18 protein-coding genes are annotated in these 20,161 nt (G+C 70.2%); 16 read left to right on the forward strand and 2 right to left on the reverse strand.

Annotation, left to right across the window (positions count from 1 at the left end):
* Window positions 1-102 precede the first annotated feature (102 nt).
* Both hslV and hslU read left to right on the forward strand, forming a co-directional pair.
* Window positions 103-654, forward strand: coding sequence for an ATP-dependent protease subunit HslV (gene hslV, locus ACFQZQ_RS05955; protein WP_386811808.1), 552 nt, complete (start codon window positions 103-105; stop codon window positions 652-654).
* Between the two features lie 236 nt (window positions 655-890).
* A complete protein-coding gene (hslU, locus tag ACFQZQ_RS05960; RefSeq protein ID WP_386811810.1) occupies window positions 891-2,285 on the forward strand; it encodes an ATP-dependent protease ATPase subunit HslU in 1,395 nt (464 codons plus the stop codon).
* A 177-nt stretch (window positions 2,286-2,462) separates the two neighbouring features.
* Here the strand turns inward: hslU and ACFQZQ_RS05965 are convergent, their stop codons facing one another.
* Window positions 2,463-2,918, reverse strand: a complete 456-nt coding sequence (locus ACFQZQ_RS05965; protein WP_386811811.1) for a nucleoside deaminase — start codon at window positions 2,916-2,918, stop codon at window positions 2,463-2,465.
* Window positions 2,919-3,120: 202 nt separating this feature from the next.
* Here ACFQZQ_RS05965 and ubiE point away from each other — a divergent pair, with 202 nt between their 5' ends.
* The 7 genes from ubiE to ACFQZQ_RS06000 all read left to right on the forward strand — a co-directional run bounded on the left by ubiE (window position 3,121) and on the right by ACFQZQ_RS06000 (window position 9,864).
* On the forward strand, window positions 3,121-3,891 hold the full coding sequence (gene ubiE, locus ACFQZQ_RS05970) for a bifunctional demethylmenaquinone methyltransferase/2-methoxy-6-polyprenyl-1,4-benzoquinol methylase UbiE (RefSeq protein ID WP_386811813.1): 771 nt from the start codon (window positions 3,121-3,123) through the stop codon (window positions 3,889-3,891).
* Between the two features lie 10 nt (window positions 3,892-3,901).
* The gene (locus ACFQZQ_RS05975) at window positions 3,902-4,318 is read left to right on the forward strand and encodes a hypothetical protein (RefSeq protein WP_386811815.1); all 417 of its coding nucleotides are present in this window, start codon (window positions 3,902-3,904) and stop codon (window positions 4,316-4,318) included.
* A gap of 219 nt (window positions 4,319-4,537) precedes the next feature.
* Entirely contained in the window at window positions 4,538-5,455 is a 918-nt protein-coding gene (locus ACFQZQ_RS05980) for a GGDEF domain-containing protein (protein WP_386812550.1), read from the forward strand.
* A 30-nt stretch (window positions 5,456-5,485) separates the two neighbouring features.
* Window positions 5,486-7,447, forward strand: a complete 1,962-nt coding sequence (locus ACFQZQ_RS05985; RefSeq protein WP_386811817.1) for a M1 family metallopeptidase — start codon at window positions 5,486-5,488, stop codon at window positions 7,445-7,447.
* Between the two features lie 2 nt (window positions 7,448-7,449).
* Window positions 7,450-8,460 (forward strand): alpha/beta fold hydrolase, encoded by a 1,011-nt coding sequence (locus ACFQZQ_RS05990; RefSeq protein ID WP_386811819.1) that lies wholly within the window; start codon window positions 7,450-7,452, stop codon window positions 8,458-8,460.
* Window positions 8,457-9,179 (forward strand): hypothetical protein, encoded by a 723-nt coding sequence (locus tag ACFQZQ_RS05995; protein ID WP_386811820.1) that lies wholly within the window; start codon window positions 8,457-8,459, stop codon window positions 9,177-9,179. The genes ACFQZQ_RS05990 and ACFQZQ_RS05995 overlap by 4 nt, the downstream gene beginning before the upstream one ends.
* A gap of 217 nt (window positions 9,180-9,396) precedes the next feature.
* Entirely contained in the window at window positions 9,397-9,864 is a 468-nt protein-coding gene (locus tag ACFQZQ_RS06000) for an aminoacyl-tRNA deacylase (protein ID WP_386811821.1), read from the forward strand.
* 79 nt (window positions 9,865-9,943) lie between these two features.
* Here the strand turns inward: ACFQZQ_RS06000 and ACFQZQ_RS06005 are convergent, their stop codons facing one another.
* On the reverse strand, window positions 9,944-10,876 hold the full coding sequence (locus tag ACFQZQ_RS06005) for a carbohydrate kinase family protein (RefSeq protein ID WP_386811822.1): 933 nt from the start codon (window positions 10,874-10,876) through the stop codon (window positions 9,944-9,946).
* A 391-nt stretch (window positions 10,877-11,267) separates the two neighbouring features.
* On the opposite strand from ACFQZQ_RS06005, the gene ACFQZQ_RS06010 reads away from it, so the two are divergent.
* From ACFQZQ_RS06010 to ACFQZQ_RS06040, 7 genes are all read left to right on the forward strand, one after another.
* A complete protein-coding gene (locus tag ACFQZQ_RS06010; protein ID WP_386811824.1) occupies window positions 11,268-12,314 on the forward strand; it encodes a rod shape-determining protein in 1,047 nt (348 codons plus the stop codon).
* A gap of 178 nt (window positions 12,315-12,492) precedes the next feature.
* The gene (mreC, locus tag ACFQZQ_RS06015) at window positions 12,493-13,683 is read left to right on the forward strand and encodes a rod shape-determining protein MreC (RefSeq protein ID WP_386811825.1); all 1,191 of its coding nucleotides are present in this window, start codon (window positions 12,493-12,495) and stop codon (window positions 13,681-13,683) included.
* On the forward strand, window positions 13,683-14,168 hold the full coding sequence (mreD, locus tag ACFQZQ_RS06020; RefSeq protein ID WP_386811826.1) for a rod shape-determining protein MreD: 486 nt from the start codon (window positions 13,683-13,685) through the stop codon (window positions 14,166-14,168). The genes mreC and mreD overlap by 1 nt, the downstream gene beginning before the upstream one ends.
* 18 nt (window positions 14,169-14,186) lie before the next feature.
* The gene (gene mrdA / locus ACFQZQ_RS06025) at window positions 14,187-16,430 is read left to right on the forward strand and encodes a penicillin-binding protein 2 (RefSeq protein ID WP_386812551.1); all 2,244 of its coding nucleotides are present in this window, start codon (window positions 14,187-14,189) and stop codon (window positions 16,428-16,430) included.
* On the forward strand, window positions 16,427-17,539 hold the full coding sequence (rodA, locus tag ACFQZQ_RS06030; RefSeq protein ID WP_386811828.1) for a rod shape-determining protein RodA: 1,113 nt from the start codon (window positions 16,427-16,429) through the stop codon (window positions 17,537-17,539). Before mrdA ends, rodA begins: the two co-directional genes overlap by 4 nt.
* 109 nt (window positions 17,540-17,648) lie before the next feature.
* Window positions 17,649-18,830 (forward strand): lytic murein transglycosylase B, encoded by a 1,182-nt coding sequence (mltB, locus tag ACFQZQ_RS06035; RefSeq protein ID WP_386811830.1) that lies wholly within the window; start codon window positions 17,649-17,651, stop codon window positions 18,828-18,830.
* Window positions 18,827-20,161 carry a septal ring lytic transglycosylase RlpA family protein gene (locus ACFQZQ_RS06040; RefSeq protein ID WP_386811832.1) on the forward strand — a complete coding sequence of 445 codons (1,335 nt, stop codon included), beginning with the start codon at window positions 18,827-18,829 and terminating at the stop codon, window positions 20,159-20,161. The genes mltB and ACFQZQ_RS06040 overlap by 4 nt, the downstream gene beginning before the upstream one ends.

Consider the following 20,161-nt stretch of genomic DNA (forward strand, 5'->3'; position numbering starts at 1 on the left):
CGGCGGCGCGGCGTGGAATCATCGCAAGCCGGTCTCGTCCCCGCGCCCCTTGCGCGCCCACGACGCGACCCCCATCCAAGGGGTTCGCCCCCCGGAGGTCGCATGGACCCGAGCCAGAATCCCCACGTATTCCACGCCACCACCATCATCTCGGTGCGCCGCGACGGCCGCGTCGCCGTCGCCGGCGACGGCCAGGTCACGCTCGGCGCGACGGTGATGAAGGGCAACGCGCGCAAGGTGCGCCGGCTCGGCCGCGACGGCCAGGTGTTGGCCGGTTTCGCCGGCGCCGCGGCCGATGCGTTCACCCTGTTCGAGTTGTTCGAGGCCAAGCTCGAGAAGCACGGCCAGCTGCAACGCGCCGCGGTCGAGATGGCCAAGGATTGGCGCACCGAACGCCGCTTCGGCAAGCTCGAGGCGTTGCTCGCGGTGGCCGACAAGGACACCTCGCTGATCATCAGCGGAACCGGCGACGTGATCGAGCCGGAGGACGGCCTGATCGCGATCGGTTCGGGTGGCATGTACGCGCTGTCGGCCGCGCGCGCGCTGCTCGCGCATACGCCGCTCGACGCGCGGACGATCGCCGTCGAGGCGCTCAACATCGCCGGCGACGTGTGCATCTACACCAACCGCAACGTCGTGGTCGAAGAACTCTGATTTTGCTCCATCTCCCGCTTGCCACCCAAGGTGACTTCCTTCGGGGCGCGGGAGAGGGTTGGGGTGAGGGCCCGCGGCAGTAGCGCATTGGCGCATCGCCCTCGGGCCCAATCACCTCCACCTCAATCACCTCCACCCGATGATCGCGACGCCACCCGTGGTTCGCGCCCTCATCCGCCCTCCGGGCACCTTCTCCCGCCAGCGGGAGAAGGGAACGACAGACACAGGCAACCCCCATGCCCAACCAACCCGACACCAGCCACGCCACCATGACCCCGCGCGAGATCGTGCAGGAGCTCGACCGCCACATCGTCGGCCAGCACGCCGCCAAGCGCGCGGTCGCGATCGCGCTGCGCAACCGCTGGCGGCGCATGCAGCTCGATCCCGAGCTGCGCGACGAGGTGATGCCGAAGAACATCCTGATGATCGGCCCGACCGGCGTCGGCAAGACCGAGATCGCGCGCCGCCTGGCGACGCTGGTCAATGCGCCGTTCGTGAAGGTCGAGGCGACGCGCTTCACCGAGGTCGGCTACGTCGGCAAGGACGTCGAGCAGATCGTGCGCGACCTGGCCGACACCGCGGTCAAGCTGTATCGCGAGCAGGCCAAGCAGCGCGTGCGCACCGCCGCCGAGGAGCGCGCCGAGGACCGGATCCTGGATGCGCTGCTGCCCAGGCGCGCGGCCAACACCGTGTTCGGTTTCGGCGGCGACGAGGCCAAGGACGAACCGTCGGCGCAGCACAACTCGCCGGAAGCCAACGAGACACGCCTCAAGCTGCGCAAGCAGTTGCGCAGCGGCGCGCTCGACGAACGCGAGATCGAGATCGAGACCGCGCTCAACGTCGGCGTCGACATCATGGCGCCGCCGGGAATGGAGGAGATGGGCCAGCAGCTGCGGCAGATGTTCTCGCAGGTCGCCGGCAGCAAGACCCACAAGAAGACTCTCGCGATCAAGAGCGCACGCACGCTGCTGATCGAGGAGGAGGCCGCCAAGCTGGTCAACGAGGACGAGGTGCGCGAAGCCGCGATCGAGGCCTGCGAGCAGCACGGCATCGTGTTCATCGACGAGATCGACAAGGTCGCCAAGCGCGGCGAGAACATCGGCGGCGGCGACGTGTCGCGCGAAGGCGTGCAGCGCGACCTGTTGCCGCTGGTCGAAGGTTCGACCGTCAGCACCAAATACGGCTCGATCAAGACCGACCACATCCTGTTCATCGCCTCGGGCGCGTTCCACCTGGCGAAGCCATCCGACCTGATCCCCGAGCTGCAGGGCCGCTTCCCGATCCGGGTCGAGCTGACCGCACTGAGCAAGGCCGACTTCGTGCGCATCCTCACCGAGCCCAAGGCGGCGTTGATCACCCAGTACGTCGAGCTGCTCAAGACCGAGGGCGTGGCGCTGGAGTTCAGCGCCGACGCGGTCGACCGCCTGGCCGAGATCGCGGCCACGGTCAACGAACGCCAGGAGAACATCGGTGCACGCCGCCTGCACACCGTGCTCGAACGCCTGCTCGACACGCTGAGCTTCGAGGCCCCCGACCGCGGCGGCCAGACGATCGGCATCGACCGCGGCTACGTCGACGCGCACCTGGGCGAACTGGTGCAGGACCCGGACCTGAGTCGTTACATCCTCTGACGTTCTGCCCCCTCCCTTGCGCAGCAGGGGTGAGGCGAGGCGCTTGCGAGCCACCGGCTCGCGCATCGACGAACGCCCGCAGGCGCCCTGCGGGCGGGACGGGTTGGGGAGGGGCGCTCTACCTTCAGGCGAGCGCGAACGTAACGCGCTACATATTGTCCATCGTGACGCGAAACGTCATTCCTCGCCGATATCCTCGTTCCAGACCTCGGGATTCCTGGCGATGTAGTCGCCGAGCATCGCGATGCATTCGGCGTCGGCCAGGTCGATCACCTTGACGCCGTGCTCGCGCAGCCAGTCGAGACCGCCGGGGAAGTTCACCGACTCGCCGACCACCACCGTGCCGATGTTGAACTGGCGCACCAGGCCGCTGCAGTACCAGCACGGCGCGAGCGTGGTGACCATGATCGTGTCGCGGTAGCGGCGCTGGCGGCCGGCCTTGCGGAATGCATCGGTCTCGCCGTGCACCGAGGGGTCGTTCTCCTGGATGCGGCGGTTGTGGCCGCAGCCGAGCAGGCGGCCGTCGTCGTGGAACAGCGCGGCGCCGATCGGGATGCCGCCCTCGGCCAGGCCCCGACGGGCTTCGGCGACGGCGGTGGCGAGCAGGGCGCGGTAGTCGGGAGTGGCGATCATGCGGGTGGCCCGGCCTGGATTCAGTGCAGTGATTCAGCGCAGTCTGGGGCCGGATCTTGGGTGGGTCGATAGCGGGCGCGATTTGCGTCGTCGGTGCGCCTTCGTAAGCCCTCACCCCAACCCTCTCCCGCGCCCCGAAGGAAGTCACCTTGGGTGGCGAGCGGAAGAGGGAGCAGGGTGAAGCGGTGCGATAATCGCCGCCATGAGCGAGCCCACCTCCAAGTCAGACACCCCCGGCACCACCCACTTCGGCTTTCGCGACGTGCCCACCGGCGACAAGCAGAAGCTGGTGGGCGAGGTGTTCTCCTCGGTCGCGGGCAAGTACGACCTGATGAATGACCTGATGTCGCTCGGCGTGCACCGGGTCTGGAAGCGCTACTTCGTCGGCACCGCGCAGGTGAAGCGTGGCGACCGCGTGCTCGACCTGGCCGGCGGCACCGGCGACATCGCGGCGCTGCTGCGCGACCGCGTCGGCGAGGCGGGCAGCGTGGTGCTGGGCGACATCAACGGCGCGATGCTGCGCGTCGGCCGCGACCGCATGGTCGACCAGGGCAAGATCGTCGGCTTCGAGTACGTGCAGCTCAATGCCGAGAAACTGCCGTTCCCGGACGCGAGCTTCGACCTGGTCACGATCGCGTTCGGGTTGCGCAACGTCACCGACAAGGACGCCGCGCTGCGCGAGATGCAGCGCGTGCTCAAGGTCGGCGGCCAGGCGCGGGTGCTGGAGTTCTCGGAAGTGAAGGCCGACTGGTTCAAGCCGATCTACGACTTCCACTCGTTCAACATCCTGCCCAAGCTCGGCAAGCTGTTCGCGAACGACGCCGACAGCTACCAATACCTGGCCGAGAGCATCCGCAAGCACCCGCCGCAGGACGAGCTCAAGGCGATGATGGCCGCGGCCGGCTTCGCGCGCTGCGACTACAAGAACCTGTCGGGCGGGATCGTCGCGGTCCACACCGGTTACAAGGTGTAGGGCAGGCAGCGTGCACCGGCTCGCGGTTCTACTGCTCTGCGCATGGCTGGCGGCCGCCTGTGCGCTGCCCCGCCCGGCGGCGGCGGACCGCGCGCTGGGCAGCGCGCTCGAAGGCCGTTGGGGTGGCGCGCACGTCGACTTGCAGTTGTCGCAGTCCGGCGGCCGCATCGAATACGACTGTGCCGAAGGCACCCTCGACGCGGCCGTGGTGCCCGCGGCCGACGGCTCGTTCCGCGTGCCGGGCCGGCACGTGCACGGCCACGGCGGTCCGGCCCGGATCGGTGAGCGGCTGCCGTCGCGGCCGGCGCTCTACGAGGGGCGCGTTGACGGCGACCGCATGCAGCTGCGGATCCGGGTGGACGCCGACACGCTCGGTCCGTACAGCGTGCAGCGCGGCGCCGCCGCGCAGCTGTTCAAGTGCTTGTAGCGCGCTAGCGGTTGGCCCGCGCGCAAGGTTTCGTCGAATCGCGGCGGCCGACCTGGCGAACGTGGCGCGGGCCCCATGTAGCGATCTTCGTGACCTTTACGACGCGGGTGCTGCACCCAGCGCGTCTCTGTAGCCTGAACGCTTCACCTTTGTGTTCTGAATGAACACACGACGTTGTTAGTGTGAGCCACGTCACACTTTTCCGCCTCGAGGTGAGCCATCAAGGCGTCCCGCGCGCTGTCGGAGTTTTTTCCGCACTCCTATCGGGCGCGACTGCTCGCGCTGGTGTTGTGCTGCCCGCTGCTGCCGATGCTGGTGCTGGTGGGGTGGTTGTGCACGCGCAATGGGATCCCACCCGAGCGCTTGCTGTTCGGAGTGACGGTGGGGCTGGGCGCGACCCTGGTCGGCACGATCGTGTCGTTGCTGCTGATCTACAAGCTGCTCGATCCGTTGCGGCGTGCCGCGATCGCGCTGGACGACTACTACAGCCAGCAGAAGCTGCCGACCCTGCCGGAAAGCGGCGACGACGAGATCGGTCGCCTGATCCGCGGCATCGACCGCTGCCTGCGCGGGATCGACGCCGGCCGCCGCGAGCTGGAACGCCATGCGCTCGAGGACGCGCTGACCGGGGCCATGAACCGGCGCGGCAGCGAGCAGCAGCTGGCGCACTCGATCGCGATGGCGGAGGGCGGCGAATCGTTCGTGTTGTTCGTGCTCGACCTGGACAACCTCAAGCCGATCAACGACGCGCACGGCCACGACGCCGGCGACCGCGTGCTGGTGTCGCTGGTGGACAGCGCCCGTGCCCGCTGCCTGGGCGAGCACGACTGGATCGGTCGCTGGGGTGGCGACGAGTTCCTGATCGGGCTGCGCGATGAGCTGGGCCAGGCCAAGGGCCGCATCCGCGCCTGGCTGACGGCCCTCGCGCAGCCGCAGGACGGCGTGCCCGCGGTGCAGGTCAGTGCCGGCTGTGCGCATTACCGGCCCGGCCAAAGCGCGGTCGAACTGTTCCGCGAGGCGGACAAGGCGATGTACCAGGCCAAGTTTTCCGGCGGCCACAGCCTGGTCTGTCACAGCCAGATACGCTCCCCCTCGGGATTGGACGCCGTTTACGCCGAGGCCACAGGGCAGCAGTAAACTCCACGGTCCCCTGTCCTGGAGCCGCCGATGCGCCTGTCGATCCTGTCCCTGAGCCTCGCGGCGCTGTTCGCCGCCGGCTGTTCGCGCGATGCCGCGCCGCCGGCCGATCCGGCCGTCAAGCCTGCCGCCACCCAAGACACCGCGAGCACCGCCGTGAACGCCAGCGCCGAACGCGACGAGCACTCCTACGCACAGCCCGAGCAGGTCAAGACCACCGATCTCGCGCTCGCGCTGGCAATCGATTTCGCCAACAAGCAACTCGGCGGCAGTGCCACCTACACGCTCGAGTGGCTCGACCCCAAGGCCACGCAGTTGGTGCTCGACACCCGCGAGTTGACGATCGAGAAGGTTGTCGGCGAACGCAGCGACGGCAAGTGGGAAGACCTCAAGTACGCGCTCGCGCCGGCCGACAAGACCCTCGGCAGCAAGCTCACCATCGAGACCCCGCAGCGCAACAAGCGCGTGCGCGTGACCTACAAGACCGCACCGACCGCGTCCGGCCTGCAGTGGCTGGAGCCGTCGATGACCGCGGGCAAGACCACGCCCTTCATGTTCAGCCAGTCGCAGCAGATCCACGCGCGTTCGTGGGTGCCGCTGCAGGACACGCCGCGGGTGCGCTTCACCTACACCGCGCACGTGACCGCACCGAAGGACGCGATGGTGCTGATGAGCGCCGACAACGACCCCAACGCCGCGCGTGACGGCGACTACACGTTCACGATGCCGCAGAAGATCCCGTCGTACCTGCTCGCGATCGCGGCTGGCGACCTGGTGTTCGAGCCGATCTCGGCGCGCGCCGGCGTCTGGGCGGAGCCATCGATGGCGAAGAAGGCCGCGGCCGAGTTCGCCGACACCGAAAAGATGATGACCACCACCGAGGCGCTGTACGGCCCGTACCGCTGGGGCCGCTACGACATCCTGGTGCTGCCGCCGTCGTTCCCTTACGGCGGCATGGAGAACCCGCGCCTGACGTTCGCCACCCCGACCGTGGTCACCGGCGACCAGTCGCTGGTGTCGCTGATCGCGCACGAGCTTGCGCATAGCTGGTCGGGCAACCTGGTGACGTTCTCCAGCGCCAAGGATGCGTGGCTCAACGAGGGTTTCACCAGCTACGTCGAGAACCGCATCATCGAGTCGCTGTACGGCAAGGAACGCGCCGACATGGAGAGCGTGATCTCGCGCAACGAACTGGCGGTCGAGTTCAAGGAGATCGACCCGAAGCTGCAGGCCCTTGCCCTGAAGCCCGACGCGCTCCCGGATCCGGACGGTTCGTCGAGCGCCACCGTCTACACCAAGGGCGCGTGGTTCCTGCAGTTCCTCGAGCAGCGCTTCGGCCGCGAGGTGTTCGACCCGTTCCTGAAGGGCTACTTCGACCACTTCGCGTTTCAGTCGATCCCGACCGCCACGTTCGTCGAGTACGCCAAGGCCAACCTGCTCGCCAAGCATCCGGGCAAGGTCACCGAGGCCGAGCTGATGCAGTGGATCTACGAGCCGGGCGTGCCCGACTCCGCGCCCAAGACCGTGTCGCCGCGCTTCGACGCGATCGACGCCGCGCGCAAGGCCTGGCTCGACGCCGGCACGTTGCCGGCCAAGGCCGCGACCGCGAAGTGGACCACCCAGGAATGGGTGCACTTCATCGAAGGCATGCCGGAGACGCTCAAGCCCGAACAGCTGGCCGCGCTTGACGCCGCCTACAAGTTCACCGGCACGCCCAATGGCGAGATCGCGCAGCGCTGGTACCCGCTCGCGGTGCGCAGCGGCTACACCCAGGCCAACGACGCGATCGCCGCGTTCCTGTCGACGATCGGCCGGCGCAAGCTGATCATGCCGACCTACGAGGCGCTGGTGAAGACGCCCGAGGGCCTGAAGCTGGCCGAGGCCACGTTCGCGAAGGCCAAGCCGGGCTACCACCCGATCACCACCGGCTCGGTGGTCGAGGCGATCGCCACGGCCAAGGCCGCCCCCGCGGCGCCGGCGCCGGCGAAGTAGGCGTGCAGCCACGCAAGAAGATCGCGGCGACCACCCTGGTGACCGCCGTGCTCGGGGTCGGCGCGGTGGTGGCGACCAACCCGTTCGTGCTGGTGCGCGCGCAGTTCGAGCGCCAACGCATGGTCGCCGGGCTGGAGGCGGACGAGGTCCAGATTGGCGACCATCGTTGGGCCTACGCGCATGCCGACGACGCGCCGCCGGGTGCGCCGGTGGTAGTGATGCTGCACGGCTTCACCGGCAGCAAGGAGAACTGGTACCCGGTCGCCGAGCGCCTGCGCAGCCAGTACCGGCTGCTGGTGCCGGACCTGCCGGGTTGGGGCGAGAGCGAACGCCAGCCCGACGCCGACTACGGATACGCCGCGCAGGCGCAGCGCGTCGCGCAGTTCATCGAGCAGGTCGCGCGCCCCATCGCGGATGAGGGCATCGCAGACAAGGGCGCGTCCGGCACGCGCGGCGAGGTGGTGCTGCTCGGCCATTCGATGGGCGGCGGCATCGCCGCACTGGTCGCCGCGGGCCATCCGCAACTGGTCGATCGGGTTGGCCTGCTCAATGCGTCGGGCGTGCTGTTCAAGGACAACCAGTTCGGGCTCGACGTGCTCGCCGGCAGCAATCCGTTCGGCGTGTCCGACGCGGCCACGCTGAAGCGCTACATCGACATCCTGTTTCACCGCGAGGCCGCCAAGCCGTGGATCCCGTGGCCGGCCTCCAGTGGCCTGATCGCCTTCCGCCGCGAGCAGGCGCAGTTCGAGCAGCAGGTGCTGGAACACATCGGCCGCGGGCCGGAGCGCTTCGCGCCCGGCGAGGCCGCCGCGCGCATCGCCCAGCCGGCGCTGCTGCTGTGGGGGCGCCAGGACCAGGTGATCGACCCCAGCGCGATCGACCTGTTCGCGCAGCAGATGCCGCAGGCGACCAAGGTGCTGCTCGACGATGCCGGCCACATGTCGCTGGTGGAACAACCCGACGCGGCCGCGGCCGCGGTGACGATGCTGATCGAACGAGGCCAACCCCGATGAACCCACGATTCCCCATCGCCGTGCTCGCCGCCGCGCTCGCTCTGTCCGCGTGCACCCCGACCGAAGACCCGCAGGCCGCCGCGGCCGCGAACGCCGCCGCGAGCGAGCAGGCCGCCGCCGAGGCCGCGAAGCAGTTCGAGGCCGAATACGCGAAACAGAACTGGGAGCTGGCGCGCGCGCACGGCGACGTGCTGCTGGCCAAGTACCCCGACAGTGCCGCGGCCGAGCAGATCCAGGCGCGCTACGAGGAGGCCAAGGCCAAGGGCGACGCCGCGCGCGACCTGCGCCGCACCGCCGCGTTGTGGGCCTACCAGACCGAGCCGGCCAAGGGCGGCAGCCAGCTGTCGGCGGCGATCTACGCCAAGGACACCCTCGACACCGACGGCAGCGGCGCGCGGCCGGTGCGACTGATCTTCCGCGACCATTCCGAATGGGGTCGCAGCAGCTACCTCACGCTCGAGCGCGGCGACTTCAATTGCTACGGTGGCTGCCGGGTCAAGGTGAAACTCGACGATGCCGCGCCGAAGCCGATGGCCGCCAGCCGTCCGGATACCGACGAGGCCATCGCGATGTTCATCGAGGACGAGCGCGCGCTGTGGCGCATGGCCAAGGACGCGAAGGTGATCGCGATCGAGTTCCCGGTGAAGGCCGGTGGCACCCGCACCGCGGTGTTCGAGGTCGGTGGGCTGGAGCCGTCGAAGCTGCCGAAGTGGAACTGACGCGGCCCGGTGCCAGCACCGCGCGTGCGGCATGTGCAGCACGCGCGCGCGGCGCTCACGCCACCGCCGCGCGGGCGGAGTAAGCTGCGGGCGACGGCGTTCCCCGCGCCCATGCCGGGCGTTGCGCCGCGATGACGCGCTGCCGGATGCGCGCGCCAGGCCCACCCAGCGGCGCCGCCGCCACCGGATCGCAGCGGCCGCCCCAGCGGAGGCGATCATGCTCAGCCCACGCCTGTACAACTTCCTCGACGAACGCCATAGCCACTACACGACCGTGCCCCACGAGCGCACGATCACCGCGCACGAGACCGCCAGCGCTGCGCACGTCGGCAACCGCCATTTCGCCAAGACCGTGATGCTCAAGGTCGATGGGCAACTGGCGATGATGGTGATGCCGGCCGCCTACCGCGTCGACCTGACCCGCGTGTCGCGCGCGCTGGGCGAGCAGGTAGTCGAGCTGGCCGAGGAATCGGAGTTCCAGCACGCGTTCCCCGACTGCGAGCTCGGCGCGATGCCGCCGTTCGGCAACCTCTACGGCGTGCCGGTGTACGTCGACTCGCGCCTGGCCGAGCAGTCCGAGATCGCCTTCAACGCCGGCTCGCACACCGAGGCCGTGCGCATGCCGTACGCCGAGTTCGAGCAGCTCGCGCAGCCGCGCAAGCTGTGGTTGACGCACGTGATGTAGGCATCGGAGTGGCGGGTCGTCGGCGCAGAAAAAAGCCCCGCGTCGCGGGGCTTCTGGGCGACGACGACGTGTGGTTGCGTCAGAGCGCGTAGCCGAACTGCTGGCGGAACTGCTCGGCGAACTCGGCGTAATCGAAGCGCTGGTTCTGGGTGCCGGGGTGCTCGACCTTGAGCGCGCCCATCAGGTTGCCGATGCGGCCGATGGTCAGCCAGTCGTAGCCCTTCTCGATGCCGAAGATCAACCCGGCGCGGAACGCGTCGCCGCAACCGGTCGGGTCGGTGACGCGGCGCTCGTGTGCCGGCGGGATGTTGTGCTTGGTGCCTTCGGCATGGATCTCGCAGCCCTGCGGACCGCGCGTGACGATGTAGGCCTTGACCTTGCCGGCGATGGTTTTCTCATCCCAGCCGGTGCGTTCCTGCAGCAGGTTGGACTCGTAGTCGTTGACGGTGACGTAGTCGGCCTGCTCGATGAAGTGACGCAGCTCCTCTCCGTTGAACAGCGGCATCGCCTGGCCCGGATCGAAGATGAAGGGAATGCCGGCGGCGGCGAACTCGGTCGCGTTCTGCAGCATGCCCTCGCGGCCGTCGGGGCTGACGATGCCAAAACTCACGCCAGGCACGTCGCGCACGTGGTTCTCGTAGCTGCGCATCATCGCGCCGGGATGGAACGCGGTGATCTGGTTGTTGTCCAGGTCGGTGGTGATGAACGCCTGCGGGGTGAACAGTTCCTCGATCACCTTGACCTGGTCGAGGCGGATGCCCTGCTCGTCGAACCACTCGCGGTACGGGCCGAAGTCCTGGCCGACGGTCGCCATCGGGATCGGGTCGCCGCCGAGCAGCTTGAGGTTGTAGGCGATGTTGCCGGCGCAGCCGCCGAACTCGCGGCGCATGCGCGGCACCAGGAACGACACGTTCAGGATGTGCACCTTGTCCGGCAGGATGTGGTTCTTGAACTGGTCCGGGAACACCATGATGGTGTCGTAGGCCAGCGAGCCGCAGATCAGGGCAGACATCGAATGCACTCCGTGGATGGTCCGGCGAGGCCCGCCGGGCCCGTGCGACCGATTCGCCCGAGCCGCGGCCCGACGCCGCGCGGCGCGTAGGGTAGCCGCTGGCTCGCTTGCGGGCCAGTTTGTTAATGCTGCGTCGCCGCGGGCCAGTGGGTGGATGGCGCGGTCGCCGCCCGGCCGATTCGATGACTGTGCCACCGCGCACCGCCTCGCCGCCACGGCTTGCCGATCGGTTCCCCCAAGGTTGTGTGACCGGATGCCGGAACCGCGCAACCGCAGCTGACCCAAAGCGGCGCAAAGTGCGCAGCCACGCGGTTTTCTCCTTGCCCGGGTGGGGGGTGGGCGTTAGGCTAGCCGGCCTGCTCCCGCACCCCCTCAGACGGCCTGTTCCCCGATGTTCAAGAAGTTTCGCGGCATGTTCTCCAACGACCTGTCCATCGACCTGGGCACGGCCAACACCCTGATCTACGTGCGCGGGCAGGGGATCGTGCTGAACGAGCCGTCCGTGGTCGCGGTGCGCCAGGACCGCCTGATCGGCGGCAACCGCACGGTCGCGGCGGTGGGCAGCGAGGCCAAGCAGATGCTCGGCCGCACCCCGGGCCACATCACCACGATCCGGCCGATGAAGGACGGCGTCATCGCCGACTTCACCTACACCGAAGAGATGCTCAAGCACTTCATCCGCAAGGTGCACAAGTCGCGCTTCCTGCGGCCCAGCCCGCGCGTGCTGGTGTGCGTGCCGTGCGGCTCGACCCAGGTCGAGCGCCGCGCGATCAAGGAGTCGGCCGAGGAGGCCGGCGCGCGTGAGGTCTACTTGATCGAGGAACCGATGGCCGCGGCGATCGGCGCCGGCATGCCGGTGACCGAGGCGCGCGGCTCGATGGTGGTCGACGTCGGCGGCGGCACCACCGAGGTCGCGGTGATCGCGCTCAACGGCATCGTTTATTCCGCTTCCGTGCGCATTGGTGGCGACCGCTTCGACGAGGCGATCATCGCCTACGTCCGCCGTACCTACGGCACCCTGATCGGCGAGGCCACCGCCGAGCGCATCAAGATCGACATCGGTTGCGCCTACCCGCAGGCCGACCCGCGTTCGATCGAGGTCTCCGGCCGCAACCTCGCCGAGGGCGTGCCGAAGATGATCTCGATCGGCGCCAACGAGGTCCACGAGGCGCTGCGCGAGCCGCTGTCCGGGATCGTCGCGGCGATCCGCCTGGCGCTCGAGCAGACCCCGCCGGAGCTGTGCGCCGACGTCGCCGAGCGCGGCATCGTGCTCACCGGTGGTGGCGCGATGCTGCGCGACCTGGACCGTCTGATCAGCGAGGAGACCGGCCTGCACGTGCAGGTCGCCGACGACCCGCTGACCTGCGTCGCTCGCGGTGGCGGCCGCGCGCTGGAGCTGGTCGACATGCACGGCAATGAGTTCTTCGCACCGGAGTAATCCGGCGTGGGTGGTACCGAGGCCGGCCCGTCGGGCGGCTTCGCGGCACGGCGAGGAGGTTTGCGCCGCGCCACAGGGGGCAGGAGCCGCTTGCATCGGTCCAGGGTCGGGCCACATCGGCGTGTTCGCCAACGACTTTTACCGCCTCTTTCCGTGACCCAGCCGCAGACCGCCTGACGTGCCCGCCTACGCCGGTCCCTCCACCGCCGCCCGCACGGGCGATGTCGCCGGCACGCTGCGGCTGATGGCCTACCTGTCGCTGTCGCTGGCGCTGGTGGTGCTCGACCACCGCGGCGGCTGGCTCAGCCAGGCGCGCAAGCAGGCCGCGGCGCTGGTGCAACCGCTGTGGATGGTCGCCGGCTGGCCTGGACGGCTGGCCGAACGCCTGTACGAAGACGCCGGCACCCTGGGTTCGCTGACCGAGGAAAACCGCCGCCTGCGCAGCCAGGCGCTGGTCAACCACGCGCGCATGGCGCGCATGCAGACCCTGGTGGCCGACAACGCGCGCCTGCGCGGCCTGCTCGACGCCGCCCAGCGCGGCCGCCTCGACGTGCAACTGGCGCCGATCCTCGACATCGACCTCGACCCGACCCGGCAGCGCCTGGTGCTCGATGCCGGCAGCAACGACGGCGTGCGCATCGGCCAGAGCGTGATCGACGCCGGTGGCCTGCTCGGGCAGATCATCGAACTCACCCCGATGCACTCCAACGTGCTGCTGCTGACCGACCCCGACCACGCGGTGCCGGTGGTGATCGCGCGCAACGGCGTGCGCCTGGTCGCCTACGGCCAGGGCCGCAGCGACCTGCTGGCGCTGGCCAGCATCCCGCTGTCGAGTGACGTCAAGGTCGGCGACGCGATCGTGACCTCGGGGCTGGGCGGGCGTTTCCCGCCGGGCTTCCCGGTCGGCACCATCACCGCGCTGCGGCCCGACGAGAGCCGCGCGTTCCTGCTCGGCGACGTCAAGCCGGCGGCGCAGCTCGACCGCGGCCGTGACGTGCTGCTGCTGCGGTCGATGCCACCGCCGGCGCCGCCGGTCGAAGTGCCGGTGGGCGGCGTCGCAGCACCTGGTACTGCGAACGCGGCTGGCGCCCCGATCTCCTCCAGTTCCGTGCCCAACGTTGCGCTGTCGAGCCCCTCTCCCGCCGGGAGAGGGGTTGGGGTGAGGGTCCGGCGGAGCGATGTGGCTGCCAATCGCGTCACACCCACCCCGGACTCCCGTAGCGATCTTCAATCGCCTCGCTCCGCCGAACCCTCGCACCCCCAGAGTGCTTCCTCCGGGGCGTCCGCCCTTCGGGCACCTTCTCCCGACAGGAGAAGGAATCAGCAAGCGACTCCCCCGTCCACTCCCCCCACCGAGCCCCGCCGCTGATGCGCACCCAACGATCAAGCTGGGTCTTGCCGCTGAGCATCGTGATCGCGCTGCTGCTCGGCCTGCTGCCGTTGCCGGAGCTGCTGGCGCCGCTGCGGCCGTACTGGCTGGCGCTGGTGGTCGCGTACTGGGTGATCGAAGACCCGAACCGGGTCGGGCTCGGCTTCGCGTTCATCGTCGGCCTGGTCGCCGACCTCAGCTTCGGCAGCCTGCTCGGCGAACAGGCGCTGCGGCTGGTGGTGATGGCCTTCATCCTGCAGCGCTTCCGCGCGCGGCTGCGGTTCTTCCCGTTGTCGCAGCAGGCGCTGGCGATCGGCGGGCTGCTGCTCAACGACCGCATCGTTACCGCCGCGATCCACGTCGCGCTCGCCCAGCCGACGCTGCCGGCCGCATTCTGGCTGGCGCCGGTGGCCGGGATGCTGCTGTGGGCGCCGGTGTTCCTGCTGCTCGACGCGTTGCGCCTCGGTGGCTGGCGGGGGCGCTGAGTGGTGGGGCTGGAGAAGATGCTCTCGCGCAAGCCGCGCCCGCGCCGGCGCGTGCTCAAGAACGCGCCGGCCGAGACCGAACAGTTCCGGCGCCGATCGGCGCTCGCGTTCGCGGGCGTGCTGCTGGCGCTGGCGGGGCTGTCGCTGTGGTACTTCCGCCTGCAGGTCTGGCAGCACGCCGACTACGCCACGCGCTCGGAGGCCAACCGCATCAAGCTGCGGCCGGTGGTGCCCGGGCGCGGGCTGATCTACGACCGCAAGGGCCGGATCCTGGCCGACAACGTGCCGGCGTTCCGGCTCGACGTCACCCCCAACGAGGCCGGCGACCCGGCGACGTGGTTGCCGCAGCTGGGCAAGATCGTCGCGCTCAGCGCGGACGACCTCAAGCAGTTCGAGGACGCGCGCCGCGCCGCGCGCGGCTTCAAGCCGGTGACCCTGAAGCTGCGCGTGTCCGAGGAGGAGGCCGCGCGCTTCGCGGTCGACCGCTGGCGCTACCCGGGAGTGGAGCTGGTGTCCTACCTCAACCGCCGCTACCTGCACGGAGAGCTGTTCTCGCACGTGATCGGCTATGTCGCGCGCATCGACGCCAAGGACGCGGCGATGCTCGGCGAGGCCGGCAGCGCGCTGAGCCACATCGGCAAGACCGGGCTGGAGCGCTACTACGAGGAAGCGCTGCGCGGCCAGGTCGGCTACGAGAAGATCGAGACCAACGTCGACGGCCGCGCGCTCGGCCTGGTCGGGCGCGTGCCGGCGGTGCCCGGCGCGGACCTGCGGCTGAGCCTGGACCTTGACCTGCAGCAGGCGATGGTCACCGCGTTCGGCGACAAGGACGGCTCCGCGGTCGCGCTGGATCCGCGCACCGGCGAGATCCTGGCGATGGTCAGCCTGCCCGGCTACGACACCAACCTGTTCGTCAACGGCATCTCGCAGAAGCACTACGTCGCGCTGACCAGCAACCCGTCGCGGCCGCTGTTCAACCGCAACGTGCTCGGCGGTGGCCCGCCGGGCTCGACGGTCAAGCCGTTCGTGGCGCTGGCCGGCGTCGACAGCGGCATGCGCACGCCCGAGGACGTGGTGTACTCGACCGGCACCTTCTACATCCCCGGCCAGCGCCGCGGCTACCGCGACGCGCACGGCGGCGCCGGTCGCACCGACCTGCGCAAGTCGATCGCGGCCTCGGTCAACTACTACTACTACAAGCTCGCCTACGACATGGGCATCGAGCGGTTCGCGCAGTGGATGCAGCGCTACGGCTTCGGCCAGCCCACCGGCATCGACCTGGCCGGCGAGAACGCGGGCGTGGTGCCGTCGCTGCAGTACAAGGCGTCGCGCACCAAGGAGCGCTGGTACCCGGGCGAGACCGTGATCGCCGGCATCGGCCAGGGCTACTGGATCGCCACCGCGCTGCAGCTGGCGCGCGCGACCGCCGCGGTCGCCGACAACGGCGCGTTGCGGCGCCCGCACCTGGTGGCCGCGCGCCGCGACGGCTACGGCGCGCCGTGGACGGCGCTGCCGCAACCGGCCCCGGGCCGCATCACCGACAACGCCGCGCACCTGCGCGCGGTGCAGGAAGGCATGCTCGCGACCATCCACGGCGGTGGCGGCACCGCGCGCGCGATGGCCATCGGCGCGCCGTACATGATGGCCGGCAAGACCGGCACCGCGCAGAAGGTCAGCCGCAAGGGCGGCGGCGCCAGCGTCGATCCGCGGTCGCTGCCGTACCACCTGCGCCACCAGGCGCTGTTCGTCGGCTACGCGCCGGCCGAGAGCCCGACGATCGCGATCGCGGTGTCGGTCGAGCACGGCGGTTACGGCGGCACCGCGGCGGCGCCGATCGCGCGCAAGGTGTTCGACGCCTGGCTGCTGGGCACGATGCCCGAGCCGGTGCCCGACACGCTGCGCTCGCCGCAGGGCGGGGCGTCGCTGGACTTCGTGCCGCCGCCGGTGAATGTGCCGGCAGCGTCTGCGTCGACGTCGGCAGGTGCAGCGGCGAATGCGACCAAGGGCGGCGCCGCGCCGGCCGCCGCTGCGAGCCCCTCTCCCGTCGGGAGAGGGGTTGGGGTGAGGGTTCGGCGGAGCGATGAAGCGGCCAATCCCGTCCGGTCAGTACAGAACCCGCGTGGTGATCTTCAATCACGCAGCTCCGCCGAACCCTCATCCGCCCTTCGGGCACCTTCTCCCGAGGGGAGAAGGGCTGTGCAACCGCAACTGCAACAGCAACAGCAACCAAAGCCGAAGCCAAAGCCAGGGCCTGCGCCATGAACATCATCCTGCGCTGGCTGCTCGACCTGCTCGTGCGCTTCCTGCGCACCATCGACCTGCCGCTGCTCGGCGCGTTGCTGGCGCTGATGGCGATCGGCCTGGCGGTGCTGTACAGCGCCGGCGAGCAGTCGCCGCGGCTGGTGATGGCGCAGGGCGCGCGCTTCGCCGTGGGACTGGGCGCGATGTGGGCGCTGTCGCGGATGCCGCCGTCGCAGCTGCGCAACTGGACGCCGCTGGTCTACGGCGTGTCGATGGTGCCGCTGCTGCTGGTGCTGTTCGTCGGCGAGGGCAAGCACGGCAACCACTGGATCAACCTGGGCGTGTTCTATTTCCAGCCGGCCGAGCTGCTCAAGCTGAGCCTGCCGATGATGGTGGCCTGGTACCTCAACCGCCGGCCGCTGCCGCCGCGGTTGCCGGTGGTGCTGATGGCGGTGCTGATCATCGCCGCGCCGACCTTGCTGATCCTCAAGCAGCCCGACTTCGGCACCGCGATGCTGGTCGCGGCCAGCGGCGCGTTCGCGCTGTACCTGGCGGGGCTGTCGTGGTGGTGGTTCGTCGCCGCGTTCGGCGCGGTCGCCGCGATCGCCCCGGTGGCGTGGCTGTGGCTGCTGCGGCCGTACCAGCAGGACCGCATCCTGACGTTCCTCAATCCCGAATCCGACCCGCTGGGCACCGGCTGGAACATCATCCAGTCGAAGATCGCGATCGGCGGCGGCGGGCTGACCGGAAAGGGCTGGGGCGAGGGCACCCAGGTGCACCTGAACTACATCCCCGAGCACACCACCGACTTCATCTTCGCCGTGCTCAGCGAGGAGTTCGGCTGGGTCGGGGTGGTGACGACGTTGGCGCTGTACCTGTTCGTGGTCGGCCGCTGCCTGTGGATCGCCGCCGACGCGCGCGACGGCTACTCGCGGCTGCTCGCCGGCGCGCTCGGGCTGGCGTTCTGCGTCTACGTGATCGTCAACGGCGGCATGATCTCCGGCCTGCTGCCGGTGGTCGGCGTGCCGATGCCGTTACTCAGCTACGGGGGCACCTCGGCGGTGTCGCTGCTGGCGGGCCTGGGCGTCGTGATGGCGGTGCGCGCGCACCGGCCGGTGCACGGCCGCTGAGGGCGCGGTCACGCCCCGTCGCACCGAGCCGCGAGCAACCTGACTCCTCGTTCATGCAGGCGAAATCACGCGGTTTTGACCCCAACGCACGCGTGCTAACCTCGCCCCGATGACCCAACGCCACCCCGCCCGTCGCGCCTTGATTGGCGCGCTCACGCTCGCGTTGGCCGCCTGCGCCACGCAGGCGCCGCCGCCGAGCGCCCCCTCGCCCACCGCCAGCCAGCCTCCGGCGCCGGTGATCGTCACCCCGGGTACCAACCCGCTGCCCGAGCCGGTCAAGCCGATGCCGCTGGCGGAAGCGCGTGCCGCGTTCGTGCGCGACACCGCCGCGCAGTACGGCATCGACCCGGGCTACATCCAGTCGGTGCTGGCCGGACGCGAGGTCCGCGAGAGCATCGTCGCGGCGATGTCGCGGCCGGCCGAGGCCAAGCCGTGGCGCGACTACCGGCCGATCTTCATCACCCAGGCCCGCATCGACGGCGGCCAGGCGTTCCTCGCCCGGCACCGCGACGCGCTGGCCCGGGTCGAGGCGCAGACCGGGGTGCCGGCGGAGATCATCGTCGCGATCATCGGCGTGGAGACCAGTTTCGGCGCCAACACCGGCAGCTACCCGGTGGTCGACGCGCTGTACACGCTCGCGTTCGCCTACCCGCGCAGCGGCGACCCGGCCAAGGCCGACCGCGAGAACCGCCGCGAGGCGTTCTTCCGTGGCGAGCTCGCGCAGCTGTTCGCGCTGGGCAAGGAAACCGGCCTGGACATCACCACCCTGACCGGCAGCTACGCCGGGGCGATGGGCTGGGGCCAGTTCATGCCCTCGAGCTACCGCGAGTTCGCGGTCGACGGCAACGGCGACGGCAAGCGCGACCTGTTCACCAGCACCGACGACGTGTTCGCCTCGATCGCCAACTACTTCCTGAAGAAGGGCGGCTGGGTGCGCGGCGGCCCGGTCACGCTGCGCGCCAACCGCGATGCGAACGCGGCCGACTTCGAGCCCGCGGGCCTGGAGCCGGTCTACACCCTGGCCGACCTGGCCGCGCGCGGCTACCGGCCGATGGGCGCGGTGGCGCCGACCGAGACCGCGGTGCTGCTCAACCTCGACGGCGAGTCCGGCAAGGAACACTGGCTGGGTTTCCGCAACTTCTACGCGATCACCCGTTACAACATCTCCAAGCACTACGCGATGGCGGTGTACCAGCTGGCCGAGGCGATTGCCGGCCGGGAGAACCCGCTGGCGGCTGGCGCGCCCGCGCCTGCGCCCGCCGCCGCGCCGGCCGGACAGCCGGGCGCATGACGGCGCCGGCACTGAAGGCGCTGGCCAGCGCGGCGCTGCTGCTGGGCCTGGCGGCCTGCGCCGCTGCCCCGAAAAAGCCGGCTCCCGCGACCGCCGCCGTGGTCGGAAAAATGCAGGACACGCCGCGCGACGCAAGCAAGAAGCGCTCGCCCTACGCACCGGCGCAGGAAGACCTCGGCACCCGCGGTGACTACACCGCCGGCGGCCTGTACAAGCCCGGCGTGCCCGACAGCACTCCCGACTACATCCCCGACGTCGATGCGATCCCCGAGCCGGAGATCGTCGCCGAGCCGCGTTCGCGCGCCGGCAACCGCTCCTCGTACTCGGTGCTGGGCAAGCAGTACCGCGTGCTCGACACCGCCAAGGGTTACGTCGAGCAGGGCAACGCCTCGTACTACGGCAAGAAGTTCCACGGCCGCCGCACCTCCAACCTGGAGGTCTACGACATGTACGCGTTCACCGCCGCGCACAAGTCGCTGCCGCTGCCCAGCTTCGCGCGCGTGACCAACCTCGACAACGGCAAGGCGGTCACGGTGCGCGTCAACGACCGCGGCCCGTTCCACGCCGGCCGCATCATCGACCTGAGCTACGCCGCCGCGGTCAAGCTGGGCATCACCCAGCGCGGCACCGGCCGGGTCGAGGTGCGCGCGCTGCACCCCGGTGAACCCACAACGCCGACGTACGCCAGCGCCGCCAACAACCCGCCGCCGGCCAAGGGCGCGGTCCGCACCGGCACCAGCAGCACCCTCGATAAGCTCGTCGCGGCGATGCCGGTCGCCAGCGGCGCCGCCGGCGAGCTGCCGCCGGGCGTGCGCATCGCCACCGGCAAGCCGGCCCGGCGGGATCCGGCGGCGGACAAGGCCTCGACGGCGAACGCATCCGCCATCGCCGCGCCCGCCGTACCGGCCAGCACCGATTACCGCTTCGACATGCGCCAGGACGGCAAGGCGATGACCGCGGCCGAATTCGATGCCTGGATGAAGGCGCGCCGGGTGCGCGTGGCGACCGGCAAGCCGGGCCAGCCCGCAGCCGCAGCACCCATCGCGCCGGCGCCGGCGGCCCCCGCGGAACCCTCCACCGCAACGCGCGCGCCGCGCGGCCAGGACGTGACCCTGCAGATCGCCAGCTTCGCCGCGCGCGGCAACGCCGACCGCGCGCTGGCGATGCTGCGCAGCGCCGGCATCGACGACGCCCGGCTGCACGACGCCGACGCCAACGGCCAGAAGGTCTGGCGCCTGCGCGTCGGCCCGCTCGCCGCGACCAGCGAACCGGCGCTCGCCGCGCGCATCGCAGGCCTGGGCTTCGGCCCGCCGCAGCGCGTCCGCGACTGA

This window comes from Lysobacter koreensis (genome assembly GCF_042677045.1).
Taxonomy (GTDB): Bacteria; Pseudomonadota; Gammaproteobacteria; order Xanthomonadales; family Xanthomonadaceae; genus Lysobacter_K; species Lysobacter_K koreensis.